The sequence below is a fragment of the Rhizobium subbaraonis genome, assembly GCF_900220975.1.
Classification (GTDB): Bacteria; Pseudomonadota; Alphaproteobacteria; order Rhizobiales; family Rhizobiaceae; genus Mycoplana; species Mycoplana subbaraonis.
In genome coordinates, this window is the sequence record NZ_OBQD01000001.1 from 310652 (window position 1) to 331703 (window position 21052).

The 21052-nt window shown below is 64.4% G+C and carries 19 protein-coding genes and 1 riboswitch; of the genes, 9 read left to right on the forward strand and 10 right to left on the reverse strand.

The features are described from left to right. Window positions 1-24: 24 nt before the first annotated feature. Complete coding sequence (locus CRO48_RS01425; protein WP_097135704.1) at window positions 25-1320, forward strand: HlyD family type I secretion periplasmic adaptor subunit; 1296 nt, start codon at window positions 25-27, stop codon at window positions 1318-1320. Window positions 1321-1630: 310 nt separating this feature from the next. On the opposite strand, the gene CRO48_RS01430 is transcribed toward CRO48_RS01425, so the two are convergent. Then, window positions 1631-2359, reverse strand: coding sequence for a DUF1194 domain-containing protein (locus CRO48_RS01430; RefSeq protein WP_176526619.1), 729 nt, complete (start codon window positions 2357-2359; stop codon window positions 1631-1633). Between the two features lie 350 nt (window positions 2360-2709). Between CRO48_RS01430 and CRO48_RS01435 the strand changes: the two genes are divergently transcribed. Further along, window positions 2710-3789, forward strand: coding sequence for a D-alanine--D-alanine ligase family protein (locus CRO48_RS01435; protein WP_097135708.1), 1080 nt, complete (start codon window positions 2710-2712; stop codon window positions 3787-3789). Window positions 3790-3865: 76 nt separating this feature from the next. On the opposite strand, the gene CRO48_RS01440 is transcribed toward CRO48_RS01435, so the two are convergent. The 4 genes from CRO48_RS01440 to CRO48_RS01455 form a co-directional block, all read right to left on the reverse strand. Then, on the reverse strand, window positions 3866-4084 hold the full coding sequence (locus CRO48_RS01440; RefSeq protein ID WP_097135710.1) for a hypothetical protein: 219 nt from the start codon (window positions 4082-4084) through the stop codon (window positions 3866-3868). A 270-nt stretch (window positions 4085-4354) separates the two neighbouring features. Further along, window positions 4355-5833, reverse strand: coding sequence for a sulfate adenylyltransferase subunit CysN (gene cysN, locus CRO48_RS01445; protein ID WP_097135711.1), 1479 nt, complete (start codon window positions 5831-5833; stop codon window positions 4355-4357). A 1-nt stretch (window position 5834) separates the two neighbouring features. Further along, the gene (gene cysD, locus CRO48_RS01450; RefSeq protein WP_097135713.1) at window positions 5835-6788 is read right to left on the reverse strand and encodes a sulfate adenylyltransferase subunit CysD; all 954 of its coding nucleotides are present in this window, start codon (window positions 6786-6788) and stop codon (window positions 5835-5837) included. A 40-nt stretch (window positions 6789-6828) separates the two neighbouring features. Next, window positions 6829-7578, reverse strand: a complete 750-nt coding sequence (locus CRO48_RS01455) for a phosphoadenylyl-sulfate reductase (protein ID WP_097135715.1) — start codon at window positions 7576-7578, stop codon at window positions 6829-6831. A 563-nt stretch (window positions 7579-8141) separates the two neighbouring features. On the opposite strand from CRO48_RS01455, the gene CRO48_RS01460 reads away from it, so the two are divergent. The 4 genes from CRO48_RS01460 to CRO48_RS01475 are packed head-to-tail and all read left to right on the forward strand — an operon-like array spanning window position 8142 to window position 11980. Further along, the gene (locus CRO48_RS01460) at window positions 8142-9161 is read left to right on the forward strand and encodes a sulfate ABC transporter substrate-binding protein (protein ID WP_245423380.1); all 1020 of its coding nucleotides are present in this window, start codon (window positions 8142-8144) and stop codon (window positions 9159-9161) included. Between the two features lie 38 nt (window positions 9162-9199). Further along, complete coding sequence (gene cysT, locus CRO48_RS01465) at window positions 9200-10060, forward strand: sulfate ABC transporter permease subunit CysT (protein WP_097135719.1); 861 nt, start codon at window positions 9200-9202, stop codon at window positions 10058-10060. Further along, window positions 10050-10904: a sulfate ABC transporter permease subunit CysW gene (cysW, locus tag CRO48_RS01470; protein WP_097135721.1), complete on the forward strand. Its 855-nt coding sequence runs from the start codon at window positions 10050-10052 to the stop codon at window positions 10902-10904. Before cysT ends, cysW begins: the two co-directional genes overlap by 11 nt. Before the next feature lie 44 nt (window positions 10905-10948). Beyond that, entirely contained in the window at window positions 10949-11980 is a 1032-nt protein-coding gene (locus CRO48_RS01475) for a sulfate/molybdate ABC transporter ATP-binding protein (protein WP_097135723.1), read from the forward strand. 33 nt (window positions 11981-12013) lie between these two features. On the opposite strand, the gene CRO48_RS01480 is transcribed toward CRO48_RS01475, so the two are convergent. Beyond that, window positions 12014-13351 carry a chloride channel protein gene (locus tag CRO48_RS01480; RefSeq protein WP_097135724.1) on the reverse strand — a complete coding sequence of 446 codons (1338 nt, stop codon included), beginning with the start codon at window positions 13349-13351 and terminating at the stop codon, window positions 12014-12016. 298 nt (window positions 13352-13649) lie between these two features. Between CRO48_RS01480 and CRO48_RS01485 the strand changes: the two genes are divergently transcribed. Continuing rightward, window positions 13650-14033, forward strand: a complete 384-nt coding sequence (locus CRO48_RS01485; RefSeq protein WP_097135726.1) for a DUF6152 family protein — start codon at window positions 13650-13652, stop codon at window positions 14031-14033. A gap of 3 nt (window positions 14034-14036) precedes the next feature. Next, window positions 14037-14507 carry a DUF6644 family protein gene (locus CRO48_RS01490; protein ID WP_097135728.1) on the forward strand — a complete coding sequence of 157 codons (471 nt, stop codon included), beginning with the start codon at window positions 14037-14039 and terminating at the stop codon, window positions 14505-14507. Between the two features lie 122 nt (window positions 14508-14629). Here the strand turns inward: CRO48_RS01490 and betA are convergent, their stop codons facing one another. From betA to betI, 4 genes are all read right to left on the reverse strand, one after another. Beyond that, complete coding sequence (gene betA / locus CRO48_RS01495) at window positions 14630-16282, reverse strand: choline dehydrogenase (RefSeq protein ID WP_097135730.1); 1653 nt, start codon at window positions 16280-16282, stop codon at window positions 14630-14632. 137 nt (window positions 16283-16419) lie between these two features. Further along, entirely contained in the window at window positions 16420-17883 is a 1464-nt protein-coding gene (betB, locus tag CRO48_RS01500; RefSeq protein ID WP_097135732.1) for a betaine-aldehyde dehydrogenase, read from the reverse strand. 1 nt (window position 17884) lies between these two features. Then, entirely contained in the window at window positions 17885-19414 is a 1530-nt protein-coding gene (gene betC, locus CRO48_RS01505; RefSeq protein ID WP_097135734.1) for a choline-sulfatase, read from the reverse strand. Window positions 19415-19471: 57 nt separating this feature from the next. Beyond that, window positions 19472-20176 (reverse strand): transcriptional regulator BetI, encoded by a 705-nt coding sequence (gene betI / locus CRO48_RS01510; protein ID WP_097135735.1) that lies wholly within the window; start codon window positions 20174-20176, stop codon window positions 19472-19474. A gap of 149 nt (window positions 20177-20325) precedes the next feature. Between betI and CRO48_RS01515 the strand changes: the two genes are divergently transcribed. After that, window positions 20326-20877, forward strand: a complete 552-nt coding sequence (locus tag CRO48_RS01515) for an HdeD family acid-resistance protein (RefSeq protein ID WP_097135737.1) — start codon at window positions 20326-20328, stop codon at window positions 20875-20877. A gap of 58 nt (window positions 20878-20935) precedes the next feature. Further along, a riboswitch (Fluoride riboswitch) is annotated at window positions 20936-20997 on the forward strand. Window positions 20998-21052: the final 55 nt, after the last annotated feature.

Consider the following 21052-nt stretch of genomic DNA (forward strand, 5'->3'; position numbering starts at 1 on the left):
GACACAGAACAGGAACTCGACACCATGAACAAGAAATGGAGCGGTCGGAGCTATGCTCTCATAGGCTATTCCACGGTCTTCCTGCTGCTGGGCGGCATGGGGGCGTGGGCGGCCCTGACCCGGATCAACGGCGCGGTCGTCGCCAGCGGCATCATCGAAGTGGCGAGCAACCGCCAGGTCGTGCAGCACCTGACCGGCGGCGTCGTCGGCAAGATCAACGTGCAGGAAGGCGACAAGGTCAATGCCGGCGACGTGCTGATGCGCCTCGACGACACGTTCGACCGGTCGGAACTCGCCGTCATCGAAAGCCAGCTGTTCAGCCTCATGGGCACGGCCGCGCGCCTGATGGCCGAGCAGGACGAGAAGACGGAAATCCGCTTCGATCCCGAACTGATCGAACGGGCGAAGACCGACCCCGAGGTCCAGGAGATCGTCGAGGGGCAGACGCGCCTGATGGAAGCGCGCCGGGAAACCCGCGAGAAGAAGATCGGCCAGCTCGGCGAGAAGAAGAAGCAGATCGCCAAGCAGAACGAAGGCCTGGACAGCCGCATCGCCGCTCTGGAGACGCAGCTGAAACTGATCGAGCAGGAACTCGAAGCCCAGAACAAGCTCCTCCAGAAGTCGCTGACCAATGCCAGCCGCGTGCTGCAGCTGCAGCGCGAGGAAGCCGATATCGCCGGCACGATCAGCCAGGCGAAGTCCAGCATCGCGGAAAACGCCGGCAAGGTCGCCGAAATCGAGCTCGCCATCCTCAACATCGATTCCGACATGCGCGAGGAGGCGACCACCTCGTTGCGCGAGATCGAGGCGAAGATCGCCGAGCTCAAGGAAAACCGCACCGCCAAGCTGGAAACGCTGAGCCGCATGGACATCACCGCGCCGGTTCCGGGCGTCATCCTCGGCATGCAGGTGCATGCGCTGAAGTCGGTCATCAAGCCGGCCGATCCGCTGCTCTACATCATTCCGCAGGAAAACGACCTCGTCATCAAGACGCAGATCTCGCCGACGCAGATCGACCAGGTCCATGTCGGCCAGGTGGCCCATATCCGCTTCGGTGCCTTTGACCACCGCTCGACGCCGGAAATCTTTGGCCATGTCACCAAGGTTGCCGCAGACGTCCTGCAGGACCAGCGGACCGGCGCGACCTACTATCAGGCTGAAATCAAGCCCGATTCTGGCGAGATGCTGAAGCTTGGCGACAACCACGTCATCCCCGGCATGCCGGTGGAGACCTTCATCCAGACCTCCGAGCGCTCGCCGCTGGAGTATCTGATCAAGCCGCTCGGCGACTATTTCGCCAAGGCCTTCCGGGAGCGGTAGTCCGCGCCCGGCCGCGGCCGCAGATCGGAATAGCCCCGCGACCATGTCGCGGGGCTTTCTCGTTGAAGCGGGGTCGCGGGACGGAACAAAGGCGCTGGCCGGACATTCTCCAAGCAACGGCATTTTTGCAGATGGAGGAAATGATGGTCCGTGCACTGATCCTGTGGCTGATGGGCGTTCCGCTTTTTATCGTTCTCCTGCTCTGGTACTTCTATTTCTGATAGAGGCAGGCCGATATGCGCATGCCCCCGCACTCATTTTCGGTCGGCATGCGCCTTAACGGCGGAACACCGCGGCGGGGCCTCAGTCGCTACCGGCCGCCATGCCCTAGCGAGGCAACGGACTGTGGCGATACCTCCCGGATGAGCTTTCGCTTGATGGCAGCGGCGAAATCGCCGTTGCTGCGGACATCCATGACGAACGCTCCCCTGCCGGCAATGACGGACGCGGCATAGTAGGACGCAAGGTCCGGCACGTCGTCAGAGACGGTTAGCGCGTTGACAGTGACACCCATTGTTCTTGCCCGCTCGCGTGCAGCTGGAAGGGAAGCGACCCGTCGTCTTTTCCGGGTGATCGACTCCATGCCGTCGCCCGAGACGTTGACCACTCTGCGGACCGCGCACATGTTGGGTGCGGACAGCATGTCGAGCGCTGACCATAGTCCATTGCCGATATCGGTATTGCCGAACACCAGCCGCGGCGTGTTCTCGATCCGGCTCGCCAGCGCTTCCGCGCCATTCCCGCGCACCACCACATCCCAGCCCAATACCTGAACCGGAAATTCGCCGTCGCCCCAGAAAACTGCGCCAATCGCCACGACGCCGGCTTCCTGCATTGCCCGCCGGACGTCCGGCGCGCGGAGTGCGGCCGAGATCGCGCCTTGCTGGAAGGCGAACTCTGCATCCGAGATGCTCCCCGATCCGTCAACGGCGAGCACCAGAGCGAGATCGATGCAAGACCCGGCGCGGGAAATTGGCGCGGCTGCCGACAGGAGCAGCGCGCAGCCCAGCGCAGGCAGGTGCGCGAAGGGTGCCCTCAAAGCCAGTCCCCCCGAAAAGTTCGTCCGTGTCAGCGATACTGTGCGTGAATATTAGCATATGCAAATATAGATTGCCTGCGCTTGTGGCTCTTTTTCGAGATGGGGACGTGAAAGCCCTTTCGCTCCTTTGGCGACAGACTGCAGCGCCGACCCGATATTTTCGGGCGATAGCCTTAACGCTTTCAGGATGCTGCATAATTTCGCCCCAAATCGATCCGATGCCGGAGCGGATCGGCTTGGAGACATCGGGTGCTTTTCGTATACACGCAAACGAAGCGGCAGACTGACCGGATCCGATCGCGCCGGCGTCCTGGCGGCGGAGACCGATTTTAACCCATGGGGGGACAAGAATGACCGGAACGACAACCAGACTGCGCATCGTGGTGCTCTTCGGCGGGCGCTCGTCGGAACATGACGTGTCGGTGCTTTCCGCCACCAATGTCATGCGTGCGCTGGATCCGGCGCGGTACGACGCGGTGCCGGTGTTCGTCACCCGCGACGGGCAATGGTTGCTCAGCAGCTTTGCGAACGGCGAACTGGTAAAGCCTGCCGGCGGCACCGAGGTCTGCCTGCTGCCCGGCGGGCGAGGGCGGATGCTGGCGATACCCGCCGCCGGGCCTGCCACGGAACTGCCGAAGGCCGATATCCTGTTTCCCGTCCTGCACGGCCTTTACGGCGAGGACGGCTCGGTGCAGGGGCTGGCGGAGGTGGCGCGCGTTCCGCTGGTCGGTTGCGGTATCCTCGGTTCTGCTGTGGCGCTCGACAAGGACATCGCCAAACGGCTGATGAACGAGGCGGGCGTGCCTGCCGCACGTTCCGTCACGATCTTTCAGGGGCAGACCCCGACCTTCGCGGAGCTCCAGCGAACGCTCGGCCTTCCGATCTTCGTCAAGCCCGCCCGGCAGGGGTCGTCCGTCGGCGTCAGCAAGGTCGAAAGCGAAGCCCAATATGAGACAGCCCTCGCCGAGGGCTTCCGGCACGATCCAAAGTTGCTGGTGGAGGAGTTCATCCGCGGCCGGGAGATTGAATGCAGCGTTCTGGAGGACGAGCGGGGCGGTCTGTTCGTCTCCCGCCCCGGCGAGATCGTGCCCGCGGCAAGCCACGGCTTCTATACCTATGACGCGAAATACATCGACGCGGACGGTGCCGCGCTGAACGTTCCGGCCGATTTGCCCGGCGACATCGAAAAGGCGCTGCGCGAGATGGCGGCAAGGGCCTTCCGCGCGGTCGGTTGCGATGGCATGGCGCGCGTGGATTTCTTCGTCAAGGCGGACGGCGGCTTCCTCGTCAACGAGGTGAACACCATCCCCGGCTTCACCAATATCAGCATGTATCCCAAGGCGATGGAAGCAAGCGGGGTCGGCTATGCCGAACTGATAGACCGGCTGGTGGCGCACGGGCTGGCGCGCGCGGCCACGTCGGCCGCATAAGCACGGTGCTCGCGGGGCGAGGCCTGCTCCGGCAATTCTGTCCTTGCCGGTGCAAGCCGCAACGGCGCGTGCGCGCTCAGTCCGCGCGGCTGAAGGTCCACTTCACCACGTAGCGGCCCTTGCGGGTCAACTTCGTCTTTGTCTTCACCTGCAGCGGCCCGCCCAGGGCCGCTTCGGCGTCCTCGAAGGCTTGCCGCGCTTCGGCAATCGCCTTGTGATAGGTGCTGTTGTCGCGCCGCGGGCTTTCGGCCATCGCCTTCAGAAGGGTGGCGATGTCCGGTTTGTCCTCACTCATGCTGCCACCTGTTTCCTCGCCTTGAATGCCGGAGCATGTCGCGCAGAACCGCGCGGCGGTCTGGCGGTAACGACATGCGTAGAATCGCAGACCTAATGCGTCAGGGGCCAATCGGAAAGATCGCGAAGCGCTTGTGGCCGGTCCTCTGCACGAAATGCCCGCCTATTTCTTCGATCCGGATGTCACGGGGGAGCGCGCCCGCCGCAGGTGGGCGGAAATGCAAAGGGGCCGCGAGGGCCCCTTTTGTCTGTCGACTGGACTGGTCCGAGATCACTCGTCGAGGTCGGCCAGAAGTTCCGCCGCGCGGCCGGCGTTGGTGTGGCGCACCTCGGCGTCGTGACGGCGGCTGGCAAAGATCTCGGTCGCCATCAGCTTGTCGGCGAGATCGGCGGGCAGCGACAGGATCACCCGCTCATCGCCCTTGTGAATGCCGCCCAGTTCGGAGTGCCGGCCGGTGATCATGCCGCCGGCGATCGTGTTGTGCGTATCCGGGTCGATCAGGATGAAGGCACCGGTGGTGCGGTTCTGCTCGTAGGTGTCGAAGATCGCCTGCTCGTCGAAGGTCAGCGCCACCTTGCCGATCGCGTTCATCGGCAGGGCTTCGGCCGCGTTCCACTTGCCGCTCTTCAGATCGAGCTGGCTTGCCGGCGCGACGGTGACGCGCTGGCGGCGGCTGCCGCTTTTCAGCCAGTAGCGCTTGCCCGGCTCGATGCCCTCAGGCTGCATCGCCACGATCTGGGCGTCGAACTTGCGGCCGGTCATCGGCTGGCTGTCGATCGAGACGATCATGTCGCCGCGCGAAACGTCCACCTGCCGGTCGAGCACCAGCGTAATGGCATCGCCGGCGACGGCGGCGTTGCGCACGAGATCGAAGGTGACGATCTGCTTGACGTTGGCGACCATGCCGGACGGCAGCACGACGACGCTGTCGCCGGGCTTCACAGCGCCGCCGGCGACCGTGCCCTGGTAGCCGCGGAAGCTCTCGCCGGGACGGGAGACGCGCTGCACCGGCAGCCGGAAGCCGACCGTCTGATTGGAGCGGACGGTTGCCTTCTCCAGCGTTTCCACCAGCGTCGGGCCCTCGTACCACGGCATCGAGGCGCGGCCGTCATAGACGACATTCTCGCCCTTCAGTGCGGAGACCGGGATCGCGGTGATCTGCTTGACGCCGAGCGACAGCGCCAGTTCCTTGAACTCGTGGCTGATCTCCTCGAAGCGGGCGCGGTCGTAGCCCGTCAGGTCGATCTTGTTGACGGCCAGCACGAACTGGCGGATGCCCATGAGCGTCGCGATCGTGGCGTGCCGCCGCGTCTGCTCGAGGATCCCGGTGCGGGCATCGACCAAAAGCACGGCGAGGTCGGCGGTAGACGCACCGGTCGCCATGTTGCGGGTATACTGCTCGTGGCCGGGCGTGTCGGCGACGATGAACGAGCGACGGTCGGTCGAGAAGTAGCGATAGGCGACGTCGATGGTGATGCCCTGCTCGCGCTCGGCCTGCAGGCCGTCGAGAAGCAGCGCGAAATCGGGCAGGCCGAGGTCGTTCTGCTTGCCGGAGGAATCGCGCTGAAGCGTCGCGGCCTGGTCTTCCTTGACGGCCTTGGTGTCCCAGAGCAGGCGGCCGATCAGGGTCGACTTGCCGTCGTCGACGCTGCCGCAGGTGATCAGCCGCAAGGGGCGCGAATCGCGCGATGCGCGTTCGGTCTCGACGGCCGGAAAGGCGGCAACGGTTGCGGTGGCGGATGCGGTCATCTCAGAAATACCCTTCGCGCTTCTTCTTTTCCATGGAGCCGGACTGGTCGCGGTCGATCGCGCGGCCCTGGCGCTCGGAGACGGTGGCCGTCTCGAGCTCCGAAATGATGTCGTCCAGCGTGGTCGCGGTGGAGCGAATCGCACCGGTCAGCGGGAAGCAGCCGAGCGTGCGGAAGCGGATCAGCCCTTCTTGCTTCGTCTCGCCGGGCAGAAGCTCCAGCCGCGGGTCCTCGGCCAGGATCATCATGCCGTCGCGCTCGATGTATGGGCGCTTCTCGGCGAAGTAGAGCGGTACGATCGGGATGTTCTCGGCCTGGATGTAGCGCCAGATGTCGACCTCGGTCCAGTTCGACAGCGGGAAGGCGCGCACGCTTTCGCCGCGGTTGATCATGCCGTTGTAGATGTTCCACAGCTCCGGGCGCTGGTTGCGCGGGTCCCAGCGGTGGTCGGGCGTGCGGAACGAGTAAATGCGTTCCTTGGCGCGGGAGGCTTCCTCGTCGCGGCGCGCGCCGCCGAAGGCCGCGTCATACTTGCCGGCATCGAGCGCCTGGCGCAGCGCTTCCGTCTTCATGATGTCGGTATAGCGCGCTGAGCCGTGCGTAAACGGGGTGACGTTCTCGGCAGCACCGCGCGGGTTGACGTGCTCGATCAGGTCGAGGTCGTAGCGCTTCACGATCTCGTCGCGGAAGGCGATCATCTCGGCAAACTTCCAGCCCGTGTTGACGTGCAGCAGCGGGAAGGGGACGCGGCCGGGATGGAAGGCCTTCCGGGCGAGGTGCAGCAGGACGGATGAGTCCTTGCCGATCGAATAGAGCATCACCGGCCGTTCGAATTCGGCGGCGACCTCGCGGAAGATGTGGATGGCCTCGTTTTCGAGCGCCTTCAGGTGCGGGTCGAGCGGCGGCTTCGAAGCCGCTGTGCTCCTGGCTTCCGCCTCGTTGCGGTTGTCGGACATTCGTTATTATCTCCGGAAGAATTCGTGCGGCCGATCGGCCTCAAAGAGAACTGGAATTGAGCGAAGGTATGGCGGCTTCGGGAACGTGGAGACCGCATTCGCGCTTCTCGTCGTTTTCCCACCACCAGCGGCCGGCGCGCTCGGGCTCGCCCGGCTTGATGGCGCGGGTGCAGGGTTCGCAGCCGATCGACGGGTAGCCGCGCGCGTGCAGCGGGTTCACCGGCACGGCGTTGTCGGCCACGTAGGCGTTGATCGTCTCGAGGTCCCAGTCGGCAAGGGGGTTCACCTTGATCAGGTTGCGCTCGGCGTCGTACTCGGCAAAGGGCGTGTCTGCCCGGTTGCCGGACTGGCCGCGGCGCAGGCCGGTGATCCAGAAGGATGCCCCTTCGAGTGCGCGCGCAAGCGGCTTCAGCTTGCGCGCGCCACAACAGGCATGTCTCGCTTCGACGCTCTCGTAGAAGCCGTTCAGGCCGTACCTGGCGATGAATTCGTCGAGATCGTCCTTCTGCGGATGGAAGCGGGTGATCTCGATGCCGAAGCGTTCCTCGGTCTCGTCGATGAGGTCCACCGTCTCCTTGAAAAGCCGGCCGGTCTCCAGAGTGGCCACGTCGATCGGCAGCCGGTTCAGGCCGATCGCCGCAGTGATGACCTGATCCTCGATGCCGAGGCTGGTGGTGAAGACCGCGCGTCCGCCGAGGCTTGCAACCAGCGCCAGCCGGGCGGCGAGATCGCGTTCGCCGAGTTGTTCGTTGAGCGTCTTTGCGGCGCTATGTTCCGTCACTGCAGTCATGGGAAAGGCCCTGTCCAAAGTTGCCCGGATTATCGCAGGCGCCTTTGCAGCCGGACAGAAAAACGGATTTCCATTCCTTTCGGCTCGGAGCAAATATCTCTCCATCTCGCGCCTGCGGCAGAAATCCTGCCGCTCTCACGCGCAAGCGGGAATTCAAGCTGGCGGCAGAGCTGGCAGCAGGCACGACTGCCTTGCGCCCGGCGGCTCCGCCAGTCGCGTGTGTGTCGCCCGCGGGCGTCTGCCCTCTCGCTGCGCCGCGGTCGGCGATGCATTCTTTTCCGCGTGCGCGGTTGAATGGGTGACCCGCAAGCGTCGGCGTGGAAGCCTTCCAGACGCGCCGAAACTATGCACAATGGACCGCTGCCGGCGCTCGTTGAGGTGCCCGCGGCATTCTCCCGGCCGGGGTTTTCCCGGCAGAAGCATGTCGCCTGCGCCTGTTCGCTGGGAACGGTTTTGCCTTCCCGCGCGCTGCAGGGAACGACTCTTGCGAAGTTCGCCTTCAATGTTGACTAATTCTACTAACTAGATAGAGTTTATTCATCAAAGCTATGAGGGAGTGGCAAATGTCTATTTTTTCCAATAGGGTAAGTGCGGCCCTGCTCGGTGTCGGCCTTGCGGTCGGCAGTGTTTCGGGCGCCTGGGCGCAGACGACGCTGCTCAATGTGTCCTACGATCCGACCCGTGAACTCTACAAGCAATACAATGCCGCGTTTGCCGCACACTGGAAGGCAGAGACCGGCGAGGACGTCACGATCCAGCAGTCGCATGGCGGCTCCGGCAAGCAGGCGCGCGCCGTCATCGACGGTCTCGAGGCCGATGTGGTGACGCTGGCGCTCGAGGCCGATATCGACGCGATCGTCGAGCACACCAACAAGATCCCGGAAAACTGGCGCACGCTGCTGCCGAACAAGTCCACGCCCTATTCGTCCACGATCGTCTTCCTCGTTCGAAAGGGTAATCCCAAGGGGATCAAGGATTGGGGCGACCTGATCAAGGACGACGTCGAGGTGATCACCCCCAACCCGAAGACCTCCGGCGGCGCGCGGTGGAACTTCCTGGCCGCCTGGGCCTGGGCCGACAAGCAGTTCGGCGGCGACAAGGTCAAGGTGGCCGAATACGTCACCACGCTCTTCAAGCACGTGCCGGTTCTCGACACCGGTGCCCGCGGATCGACGACCACCTTCGTCGAGCGCGGCATCGGCGACGTGCTGCTTGCCTGGGAGAACGAAGCCTGGCTGGCGCTGGAGGAACTTGGCCCCGACGAGTTCGATATCGTCGCCCCCACGCTGTCGATCTATGCCGAGCCTCCGGTCGCGCTCGTCAAGGGCAACGCCGAAGCCAAGGGAACGGAAAAGCTTGCAAATGCCTATCTCGAGTATCTTTATAGCAAGGAAGGTCAGAATCTGGCGGCCAAGAACTTCTATCGCCCGTCGGATCCGTCCGTCGTCGATCAGAAGCTGCTTGAGAAGTTTCCGAAGCTTGAACTCGTGACGATCGAGGCCTTTGGCGGATGGAAGAAAGCGCAGCCGGAATTCTTCGGTGACGGCGGCATCTTCGACCAGGTCTACAAGCCCGGGAACTGATGCCCAGGTGAACTGATACCGAGGGGAACTGACATCACATGATATCCGCCCGCAGCGCTGCGCGGTGGCACTGGAAAAATCCGAGCGTCATTCCGGGATTCGGACTGACGCTCGGGTTTACGCTGGCCTACCTGACGCTCATCATTCTCATTCCGCTGGCTGCACTCGGCTGGCGCTCCGCAGCCCTTGGCTGGTTCGACTTCTTCCGCCTGATCACCGACGCCCGCACGCTCGGAGCGCTGAAGGTCTCCTTTTCCACGGCGCTGATCGCAGCGGTGGTGAACGTCGTTTTCGGCGTCATCACGGCCTGGGTGCTGGTGCGCTATGACTTTCCCGGCCGCCGGGTCGTCGATGCCATCGTCGATCTTCCCTTCGCGATCCCGACTGCCGTCGCCGGCATCGCGCTCACGGCGCTCTATGCGCCGAACGGGCTGATCGGCAGCTTTCTGACGCCGCTCGGCATCAAGGTCGCCTATACGCCGATCGGCATCGTCATCGCGCTGATCGCGATCGGTCTTCCCTTCGTGGTCCGCACCGTCCAGCCGGTGATGCAGGAAATCAGCAGGGAGGTCGAGGAAGCGGCCGCCTCGCTCGGCGCCAACCGCTTCCAGACCATCTTCCGCGTCATCCTGCCCGGTCTCGTACCGGCGATCCTCACCGGTTTCGCGCTGGCGCTCGCCCGCGGCATCGGCGAATACGGCTCCGTCATCTTCATCGCGGGCAACATTCCCTTCGTTTCGGAAATCGCCCCGCTTCTGATCGTGATCCGCCTCGAGGAGTTCGACTATGGATCGGCGACGGCGATCGCGACCATCATGCTGATCATCTCCTTCCTCATGCTTCTCCTCATCAACGTCATCCAGGCCTGGAGCAGGCGGAGGTTCGGCTATGAGCAGTAGGGCCTTCAAGAACCCGATCAGCGAAAGTGTGCCCGTTCGCTGGACGCTGATCTTCATCGTGCTCGCCTTCCTGGCGCTGTTCGTGTTGACGCCGCTTTTGATCGTCTTCAAGGAGGCTTTCGGCAAGGGCTGGGGCGAATATGTCGCCGCCTTGCAGGAGCCGGACGCCGTCTCGGCCATCAGGCTGACGCTGCTGGTGGCGGCCATCGCCGTGCCGGCCAACCTCTTGTTCGGCATCGCCGCCTCCTGGGCGATCGCGAAGTTCGAGTTCCGCGGCAAGGCCTTCCTGATCACGCTGATCGACCTGCCGTTCTCGGTCTCTCCGGTCATCTCCGGGCTGGTCTACGTACTTCTCTTCGGCGCCAATTCGTTCCTCGGCCCGTTCCTGAAATCCTATGGCGTCCAGGTGGTCTTTGCCGTTCCCGGCATCGTGCTGGCGACGATCTTCGTCACGTTCCCGTTCGTGGCGCGCGAGCTGATCCCGCTGATGCAGGACCAGGGCACAGGCGACGAGGAGGCCGCGATTTCGCTGGGCGCCAATGGCTGGCAGGCCTTCTGGTACGTGACCCTGCCCAACATCAAATGGGCGCTGCTCTACGGGGTCCTGCTCTGCAACGCCCGCGCCATGGGCGAGTTCGGCGCCGTATCCGTGGTCTCCGGCCACATTCGCGGCCTGACCAACACCATGCCGCTGCACGTCGAGATCCTCTACAACGACTACAATGTCGTCGGTGCATTCGGCGTCGCCTCGCTGCTGGCCCTGCTGGCGCTTCTGACGCTGGTGCTGCGCACGATCCTTGAGACCCGGTACGGTTCCGAACTGTCGGCCGGCCAGAAGCACTGACAAGAAACAACGACCGACAAGACACTGGGAAGAGCTGACCGTATATGGAAATTCGCGTTGAAAAGATCCGCAAGGAATTCGATCTCTACCCGGCGCTGCACGACGTCTCGCTGGACATCAAGTCCGGGGAGTTGATCGCGCTGCTCGGGCCGTCCGGTTCCGGCAAGACCACGCTGCTGCGCCTGATCGCCGGCCTGGAGCAGCCGACCCAGGGCCGCATCTTCTTCGGCAACGAGGACGCCTCCTACAAATCCGTGCAGGAGCGCAATGTCGGTTTCGTGTTCCAGCACTATGCCCTGTTCCGGCATATGACGGTGGCCGAGAACGTCGCCTTCGGGCTCACCGTCCGGCCGAAGGCCCAGCGCCCGCCGAAAGCCGAGATCCGGCGCCGGGCTCTGGAACTGCTGGACATGGTGCAGCTGTCAGGCCTGGAGAAGCGTTTCCCCAACCAGCTCTCCGGCGGCCAGCGCCAGCGCGTGGCACTCGCCCGCGCCATGGCGATCGAGCCGAGGGTGCTGCTGCTCGACGAGCCATTCGGCGCCCTCGACGCCAAGGTGCGCAAGGAACTGCGCCGCTGGCTGCGCGAGTTCCACGACCGGACCGGCCATACGACCGTATTCGTCACCCACGACCAGGAAGAGGCGCTGGAACTCGCCGACCGCGTCGTGGTGATGAGCCAGGGCAAGATCGAGCAGGTCGGTTCGTCCGACGATGTCTATGACCGGCCGAACTCGCCCTTCGTTTTCTCCTTCATCGGCGAGAGCGCCAACCTGCCGGTGACGGTGGAAGGCGGCGCGGTGTTTTTCCACGGCGCGCCGACCGGTCTCTCGGCCCAGCGCGACGGTGCCGCACGGCTGTTCTTCCGCCCGCAGGACGTGTCGCTAGCGCAGGAGGGGCCTTGTTTCACCGGGCCGGTTACTTCCAGCCGCCGCCTTGCCGGCACGCGCATCGCCGAGGTGGAACTCGGCTCGTCGGATCAGCCCTGTCATGTCGAGATCGAGGTCCCGCTGGACGCGGCCGCCTCGAACGGCTCGGTCCTGTCGTTCCGCCCGACGCGCTGGAAGTTGTTCTACTGACGGCCGGACAGGGTCGACGGTGCGAGCCGTTGCCTACGCGCGCTGCTGTGCCCGCCGCGTGCGGATCGCTTCGGCGATAAAATTTCGCGACAAACCGTGATAGAGGGGCTCGCGGGAAATCAGCCGCGAGGTGAGGTAGCCCAGCATCGAGGCGGTCATCAAGGCGATGACGTTGTCGTGGTTGCCGGTCATCTCGAGAATGATGACGAAGGCCGTCATCGGCGCCTGGACGACGCCAGCGAAATAGCCGGCCATCCCCAGGAGCGCTCCGAGGCCGACATTCGCGCCAAGCATGAGCGCCAGAGTGCTGCCGAAGCCGGCGCCGACCGAAAGCGATGGGGCAAAGATCCCACCAGGTATGCCCGACATCATAGATGCAAAGGTGACGGCCAGCTTCTCGGCGAAGTAGAGTGGCGAAGCCGGCGCTCCCTCCAGGGCGGCGCGTGCCTGTTCGTAGCCAGTTCCAAAGGTTTCGCCGCCGGAGAGGATGCCGACCACGGCCACGAAAAGGCCGCAGCAGCCCGCAAGGAGCAGTGAACGGCGGAGCCTTGCCGGCTGCGTCCATCGCCGGATTCGCAGGGTCAGGTGCAGGGCGAGGGCACTGAAGGCCGCTCCGAGCGCCCCGCCGACGATGCCGCAAGTCGCCACCATCGACCAGTCCGCCGCCGTTCTGGCGACTTCGTCGGTCTCGCCGAAATAGGTATAGCTGCCGACCAGCCCCATGGCCGCCAGTCCCGAAAGTATGACTGTCGTCAGCACAAGGCCATTGGCGCGCGACTGGTAGCTGCGGCTCATCTCCTCGATTGCAAAGACGATGCCGGCCATTGGCGTGTTGAAGGCGGCCGCGATCCCTGCGGCGGATCCGGCTAGGATCAGCCCGCGGGCATGGGCGATACCGCCCCAGCGGGCTGCCTGCATCATGATGGCGGCGCCCACCTGGACCGTCGGTCCCTCTCGCCCGATGGAGGCGCCACTCATGAGCCCGGCCACTGTCAGGAGGATCTTGCCGATCGCAATTCTCAGGGAGAGGAGCCGTGTCCGATCCTCCATATCCTCCAGGTGGCGCGCCGCGATCGCCTGTGGAATGCCGCTGCCCTGCGCGCCAGGAAAGAACTTGAGCGCGACATAGCAGCAGGCCATGAAACCGGCCGGCGTGACGAGCAGCGGCATGAGATAACCCCAGCCTTCGACGCCACGCATGCCATGGAACAGATGCTGTGCTGCATCGGCCATCTTCGCAAACAGCACGCTGATGAGGCCGGTGGAGACTGCTCCAATCCAGAACACCAGTCGAAGCTTCCATTGATCGCGCGATCCTCTTAGCGCACGTGAGCGTCTGAGGATCTTGGATTTGGTATAAAGCGGACGCATCCCGCAAATGTCACATCTGGGGCCGGCAGTGCAACCGCAAATGTCCTTCGCGATGATTCCGCTCCGGCCTTCCTCCGCTATAAGGCTGGATCGCCGATTGGCATGCGGCCTCCGGTGGACGCTGATTGACCACAGGGATTCCAGTGGCCGACGACGCTTCACCACGCCGGCGCGATCGGTCAATATCGGCCGAGGTTGGTATCACGCCTTGCGTTCAAGCAATGGTGATCCGTCTCGCCTTTGCGGACGCGTACGCTACCTTCGTTTTCAACTGCCACCGAAACGGAAGGAATGCGTCATGCGAAAATCGATCGGCATGCTTGCCGCGACGGCCGCCATCATGGCGTTTGCCGCGACCGCCGCCCTTGCTCATCACGGCTGGACCTGGGCCGAGGAGGAGCAGTCCGAATTGACCGGAATTGTCCGCACGGTGACGATCGCCCCGCCGCATCCATCGCTTCAGGTCGAGACGGCAAGCGACGGCCTGTGGAAGATCGAGCTCGGCAATCCGCGCCAGACCCAGCGCGCGGGCTTCGTCGAGGGCTCCGCCAAGCCGGGCGACGAGGTCGTCATCCTCGGCAACCGGTCGCTCGACCAGAACGAGAAGCGGATGAAGGCGGTGCGCATCACCGTCAACGGCAAGGTGTTCGACATCTACCCGGAGCGGATCCGGACCAACTAGCGCATGGAGGCGCTGGACTGGATCGCAACCTCGAAGCTGGCAGGAGCGCTCAAGGCTTCGGCGACGCTCTATCTCTTCGTCAATGCCGCCCATATCCTGTCGATCGGCGCCCTGTTCGGGGCGATCCTCGCGCTGGACCTGCGGCTGCTGGGCTTCGCCCCGAAAGTCCCTCTCGCGTCGGTCGCATCCTACCTGTCGCGCGTCGCGGCTGCCGGTCTCGCCCTTGCAATCGTCACCGGCCTCTGTCTCTTTTCGGTCCGCCCCGCGGAATATGCCGGCAATCCGGCTTTCCTCGCCAAGCTGGGCCTGATCGCGCTCGGGCTCGCCAACGTCGCCGCCGTCCACCGCGGCGCGGGTTGGAGGGCGGTTCTGGCCGGCGCCGCCCCCGGACCGGCGCTCCGCCTTGCAGCCGCAACCTCGCTTCTCGTCTGGATCGCAGCCGTCGTCGCCGGACGCTGGATCGGATTTCTTTGAGCCGCCATCGCTTTTGTTGAGAAGGGGAGCGCGCGATCCCCACCGGTCGGCTCAAGTGCGAAGAAGATCACCAATGACCGCCCGCACCCGCGCCGACGCCACCCCACATCGGCCGTCCCAGCTTACCGGTCGCTCGTTTCCCAGCGCGGGTTAATCCACGGCTCCTGGTTGGAGCGGGGCAGGGGCTGCTTGCCGAGGATATGATCGGCTGCCTTCTCGCCGGTCATGATCGAGGGGCCGTTGAGGTTGCCATAAGTGACGTGCGGGAAGATCGAACTGTCTGCGACGCGCAGCCCGTCCACGCCGATCACCCGGGTTTCGGGATCGACCACCGCCAGCGGATCGTTGCGGTCGCCCATCCGGCAGGTGCCGCAGGGATGGTAGGCGCTCTCCAGGTGCTCGCGCAGGAAGGCGTCGATCTGGTCGTCGCTCTGCACATCCTCGCCGGGCTGGATCTCCGGGCCGCGATAGGGATCGAACGCCTTCTGGCCGAAGATCTCGCGCGTCAGTCGCACGCAATGGCGGAACTTCTCCCAGTCCTCGGGGTGGCTCATGTAGTTGAAGCGGATGACCGGATCGTCCTTCACCTCGGGCGAGCGCAGCGTCACCGTCCCGCGCGATTTGGAATGGTTGTAGCCGACATGCACCTGAAAGCCGTGGCTCTTCGCCGCCGCCTTGCCGTCGTAGGAGATGGCGACGGGCAGGAAGTGATACTGGATGTCGGGCTGCTTCACGCCGGGCGCCGAGCGCACGAAGGCGCAGGATTCGAACTGGTTCGACACGCCGAGGCCGGATTTGGTCAACAGCCACTGCGCGCCCGCTACCCCCTGCCAGAACCAGGGCAGCCAGGAATAGAGCGAGACCGGCTTGGTGGAGACCTGCTGGAAATAGAACTCCATGTGGTCCTGCAGGTTGGCGCCGACGCCGGGCCGGTCCACCTTCACGTCGATACCCATGTCCTGCAGGTGCTGCGCCGGGCCGATGCCCGACAGCATCAAAAGCTTCGGCGAGTTGAAGGCCGACGCCGAGACGATCACCTCGCGGTTGGCCCTGACCACCTCGACCTTGCCGCCGCGCTCGATCTCGACGCCCACCGCACGGCCGTTCTCGATCACGACCCGCCGCGCATAGCAGCGCACCAGCTCGACGTTCGGACGCTTGAGCGCCGGCTTCAGGTAGGCGGAGGCGGCCGACCAGCGCCTTCCGTTGTGGACCGTCTGCTCCATCAGGCCGAAGCCCTCCTGCTTGGAGCCGTTGTAGTCGTCGGTTAGTTCGAAGCCCGCCTGCGCCCCCGCTTCGACGAAGGCCTTGAACAGCGGGTTCCTGAAGCTGCCGCGCCGCACATGCAGCGGCCCGTCGGTGCCGCGCCAGCCCTCTTCGCCGCCATGCGAATGCTCCATCCGCTTGAAGTAGGGCAGGACGTCGGCATAGCCCCAGCCGCGCGCGCCGAGCTCTTCCCATTCGCTGTAGTCCGCAGCACTGCCGCGCACATAGACCATGCCGTTGATCGAGGACGATCCGCCGATGACCTTGCCGCGCGGTGCGGTGATGCGCCGGTTGTTGAGGTTGGGCTCGGGCTCGGAGAGGTAGCCCCAGTTGTAGCGTTTCATGCTCATCGGCCAGGCGAGTGCTGCCGGCATCTGGATGAACGGCCCGAAATCCGACCCGCCATATTCCAGCACTAGGACCGTGTTCCTGCCGTCCTCGGAGAGACGATAGGCCAGCGCCGAGCCGGCCGAGCCGGACCCGATGATGATGAAATCTGCCTGTTGCATTGCCTGTCTCTTCTTTCCCTCGTTGCCCCTCATCCGCCTGCCGGCATTTGGGCGCCCCGTGTGCCACGTCCCCTCTCCGCGCTTGCGGGGAGAGGGTTAGGGTAAGGGGCGGGTTGAATGGTCCGAACGGACCTGTTTCAATATGGCGCTTCCACCGGCCCCATCGACACGTACACCGTCTTCAGCTCCGAATAGTGCTCGATCGCCGCCAGCGAGTTCTCGCGGCCGAAGCCGGATTGCTTGGAGCCGCCGAAGGGGATTTCCACCGGGCAGAGATTGTAGGTGTTGATCCACAGCGTGCCGGCCTCCAGCTGGTCGACGACGCGGTGCGCGCGGGTGATGTCTGATGTGAAGACGCCGCCGGAAAGGCCGAATTCGGTGGCGTTGCCGCGGGCGATCACTTCGTCCTCATGCTCGAAGTCGAGCACGCACATGACAGGCCCGAAGATCTCCTCGCGCGCGATTGTCATGTCGTCGGTGACGTCGGAGAACACGGTTGGCTGGATGTAATAGCCCTCGCCGGGAACATGGTTCGGGATACCGCCGCCGGTGAGCAGCGTCGCGCCCTCCGCCTTGCCCTTGCCGATGTAGTCCAGCACCTTGTCGCGCTGTGCCTTCGACACCATCGGGCCGAGTTGCGTCGCCTCGTCCATCGGCTCGCCGATGACGATCCTTTCCGTGCGCTCCTTCAGCCGCGACAGGAATTTCTGCTTGATGCCCTTCTGCACGAAGACGCGCGTGCCGTTCGAGCAGACCTGGCCGGTCGAATAGAAGTTGCCGAGCATCGCCCCGCCGATCGCGCTTTCGAGATCGGCATCGTCGAAGACGATCAGCGGCGACTTGCCGCCGAGCTCCATCGTCACGTGCTTGAGTTCGGAAGCCGCGGCACCCGCCACCTTCTTGCCGGTCGGAACGGAGCCGGTCAGCGAGACCTTGGCGACGTCAGGGTGGTTGACGAGCAGCGGCCCGGTCGAGCGGTCGCCCTGGATGACGTTGTAGAGACCCTTCGGCAGGCCTGCTTCGATGAGTATTTCCGCGATCTTCAAGGCGCCGAGCGGCGTGTTTTCCGAGGGCTTGAAGACCATGGCATTGCCGCAGACCAGCGCCGGCGCGCCCTTCCAGCAGGCGATCTGCTGGGGATAGTTCCAGGCGCCGATGCCGACGCAGACGCCGAGCGGCACCCGCTTGGTGAAGGCGAAATCCTGGCCCAGCGGAATATAGTCGCCGTTGAGGCCCGCAGCGGCGATGCCGCCGAAGAATTCGAAGCTGTCGGCGCCCGAGGTCGGGTCGGCGACGATCGTCTCCTGGATCGGCTTGCCGGTGTCGAGCGTTTCCAGTTCGGAAAGCTCGCGGTTTCTCTCCCGCATGATCTCGGCGGCACGCTTCAGGATGCGGCCGCGCGCCGTCGGGCTCATCGCCGCCCATTCCGGCTGCGCGCGCTTGGCTGCCGCAATCGCCTTCTCGACGATCGCCGGCGTTGCCGCATGGAGCTTCGCAATCACCTCGCCGGTGGCGGGATAGATGCTCTCGAACGGCGTGCCGGCGGTGTCCTCGACGTATTCGCCGTCGATGAAGTGGGAGGCTTTCGGTTGGGCTCTCATCTCATTCTCCCCTCGGGTAGCGTTTGGATTCCTCGAGGTTGTCGAGGTTCATGTGGTTGCGCATGTAGCGCTCGGAGGCCTTCTGCAGCGGCTGGTGGTCCCAGGGATAATAGGCGCCGTTGCGCAGCGCCTCGTAGACGACCCAGCGCCGCGCCTGGCTCTCGCGCACCGCCGCATCGAAGGCCGCCATGTCCCAGCGCGCTTCGCGCATCTGCCGGAACGCCTCCAGCGTCGCCCGGATGACGGGATTGTCGGATGTCGCGAGATTGTTCAGTTCCAGCGGATCGGCATCGAGGTCGTAGAGCTGTTCCGGGTCCAGCTCGCAGTGGACGTATTTCCACTTGCCCTCGCGGATGCCGACGATCGGCGCATAGGAGGCCTCGGCCGCATATTCCATCAGCACCGGCGTCGTGCGCTCCCCGCCGTTGATGACGGGCACCAGGCTTTCGCCGTCCGTCCACGGCATCACCTCGTCCATCGAGATCCCGGCGAGATCGCAGAGCGTCGGCGTCACGTCGAGGTTGGAGACGGGGCTCAGGTGCAGGCCAGGGGCGACGCCGGGGCCGGCGATCATCAGCGGCACCCGCGCAGAGCCCTCGAAGAAGTTCATCTTGAACCACAGCCCGCGCTCGCCCAGCATGTCGCCGTGGTCGGAGCAGAACAGGATCAGCGTGTCGTCCAGCATCCGCGTGCGGCTCAGCGTGTCGACCAGCTCGCCGACCTTCTCGTCGAGATAGGAAATGTTGGCGAAATAGGCCCGGCGCGAGCGGCGGACGTTTTCGTCGGTGATGCCGAAGCTCGCATAGTCGCAGGAATGCAGGATGCGCTCAGAATGCGGGTCCTGCTTCTCCAGCATGCCGACCTCGGGCTGAAGGTGCTCGCAGCCTTCGTAGAGGTCCCAGAACTTTCTACGCGCCACGTAAGGATCATGCGGATGGGTGAAGGACACCGTCACGCACCAGGGGCGGCGACCCTGGTCGTCGTTCTCGCGCGCGAGATGGTAGAGCTTCTGGTTGGCGAGGAAGGCGACCTCGTCGTCATATTCCATCTGGTTGGTGATTTCGGCGACGCCGGCGCCCGTCACCGACCCCATGTTGTGGTACCACCAGTCGATGCGTTCGCCCGGCTTGCGGTAGTCCGGCGTCCAGCCGAAGTCGGCCGGGTAGATGTCGGTGGTCAGCCGCTCCTCGAAGCCGTGCAACTGGTCCGGGCCGACGAAGTGCATCTTGCCTGACAGCGCCGTGTAGTAGCCGGCGCGGCGCAGGTGGTGGGCAAAGGTCGGGATCGAGGAGGCGTATTCGGCGGCGTTGTCATAGACCTGGGTGCGGCTCGGCAGCTGGCCGGCCATGAACGAGGCGCGGGCGGGCGCGCAGAGCGGCGAGGAGGTGTAGTTGTTGGCAAACCGCGCCGAGCGCTTCGAAAGCGCTTTGATGTGCGGCGCATGCAACCAGTCCGCCGGCCCGTCCGGAAAGAGCTTTCCGTTCAGCTGGTCGACCATGATGATCAGGATGTTCGGCTTTCTGGCGGTCACGGGATGCTGTTCCTTGAGGCGAGGGCGATGGTGGCGAAGGTGGGGTTGCCCCTCACTCTATCCCTCTCCTCGCAGGCGGGCAGAGGGGACGGGGATGGGCGCCGCATCTGTCCTTCTCCCCGCCTGTGGGGAGAAGGTGCCGGCAGGCGGATGAGGGGCGGCCGCGATAACGGGAACGTCCGCGAACACCCGCAATTGCGCAGTGAGATAGTCTTCCGTCAGCGCGATCGAAGCCTCGGCGCTGATCGGGACGGCGCGCAGGCCCTGGCGAATGTAGAGCCCGTCGATCAGGGCGGCAGCTCCCTCGGCGATGCGGATCGCGTGCTCGCGCGGACACAGGGCCGCGAGGCTGGCGACGAGGTTGGAGCGCAGGCGTCGCGCATAGAGCACGAGCAGCCGCCGCGTCTCCTCGGATCGCTGCGCATCGGCATAGAAGGCGAGCCACGCGGCGATCGTCTCCGGGGCGAACTGATCGGCGTGAAAGCTGGTGCGGATGACGGCGGAAAGCCGTTCGCGCGGCGTGTGAGCGTGCTGAATCGCCTTCACCACATCATCTCGCAACTGCCTGAGAAGATTCCGGATTGTGGCGACCAGCAGCTGTTCCTTGGAGCCGAAGTAGTGATGCGCCAGCGCCGGCGAAACGCCCGCATGCCTTGCGATCTCCGACATGGTGACGGCCGGCGAACCGTGGTCGCCGAGCGCCTTCAGCGTCGCGTCGAGAAGCGCCTTGCGGCGCACCGGCTCCATTCCGACCTTGGGCAAATCCAGTCTCTCCTTCGAAGGAGACAGTATTTTTAATTGACTCATCAATCAATAAAAAAATCGAAACGAAATCATGTCGTTCACACGAATGACAACTGTCGATTTCATGATACTATCAAATGGCTTTGTATCAGCTATTGGGGGTTGTTATGGCTGTTCAATCATCGATACCGCGCCTGTCCGAAGTGCGGGGCAAGTGGGGCTGGTTCGTCGCGCTCGGCCTTGCGCTTCTCGTCTTCGGCTTCATCGCCGCCGGCAACCTTCTGTGGGCCACCGTCGTCACCGTCTACTATGTCGGCATGCTGATGATCATCGGCGGCGCCGTCTATCTCGCCCATGCCTTCCAGGTGAAGGCATGGAAGGACACGATCTACTGGGTGCTGAGCGCGCTGCTCTATCTCGCCGCCGGCGTACTTGCCTTCGTCAATCCTCAACTCACCGCCAAGGTGCTGACGCTGCTCATGGCCTGGGCGCTGATCGTATCCGGCCTGTTCCGCATCTGGGTGGCAATGCGCACCCGGCCGGACGCCGGCTGGGGCTGGCTGCTGGCGGGCGGCATCGTCACCGCACTCGCGGGCCTGGTCTTCCTGATCGGCTGGCCGGTCAACAGCCTGTGGCTGCTCGGCCTGTTCCTAGCCTTCGACCTTGCCATGCAGGGCTGGGCGCTGATCGGCTTCGGCCTGGCGCTGCGCAAGGCGTGACGCATGGGATGGCGGTGCTGCCGTTTGACAGCGCCGCCGCTTCCGCGATAGGAAGAGCGCGTGTGATGGGGATGGAGCTCCCCGACAACCGCCATAACGGCTGATAGCTCCTGCCAGAAGGCGGACCGGAAGGTTGCCTGCGGCAGGTTTGCGTCCGCAGCCGGCCGCGGGTGTT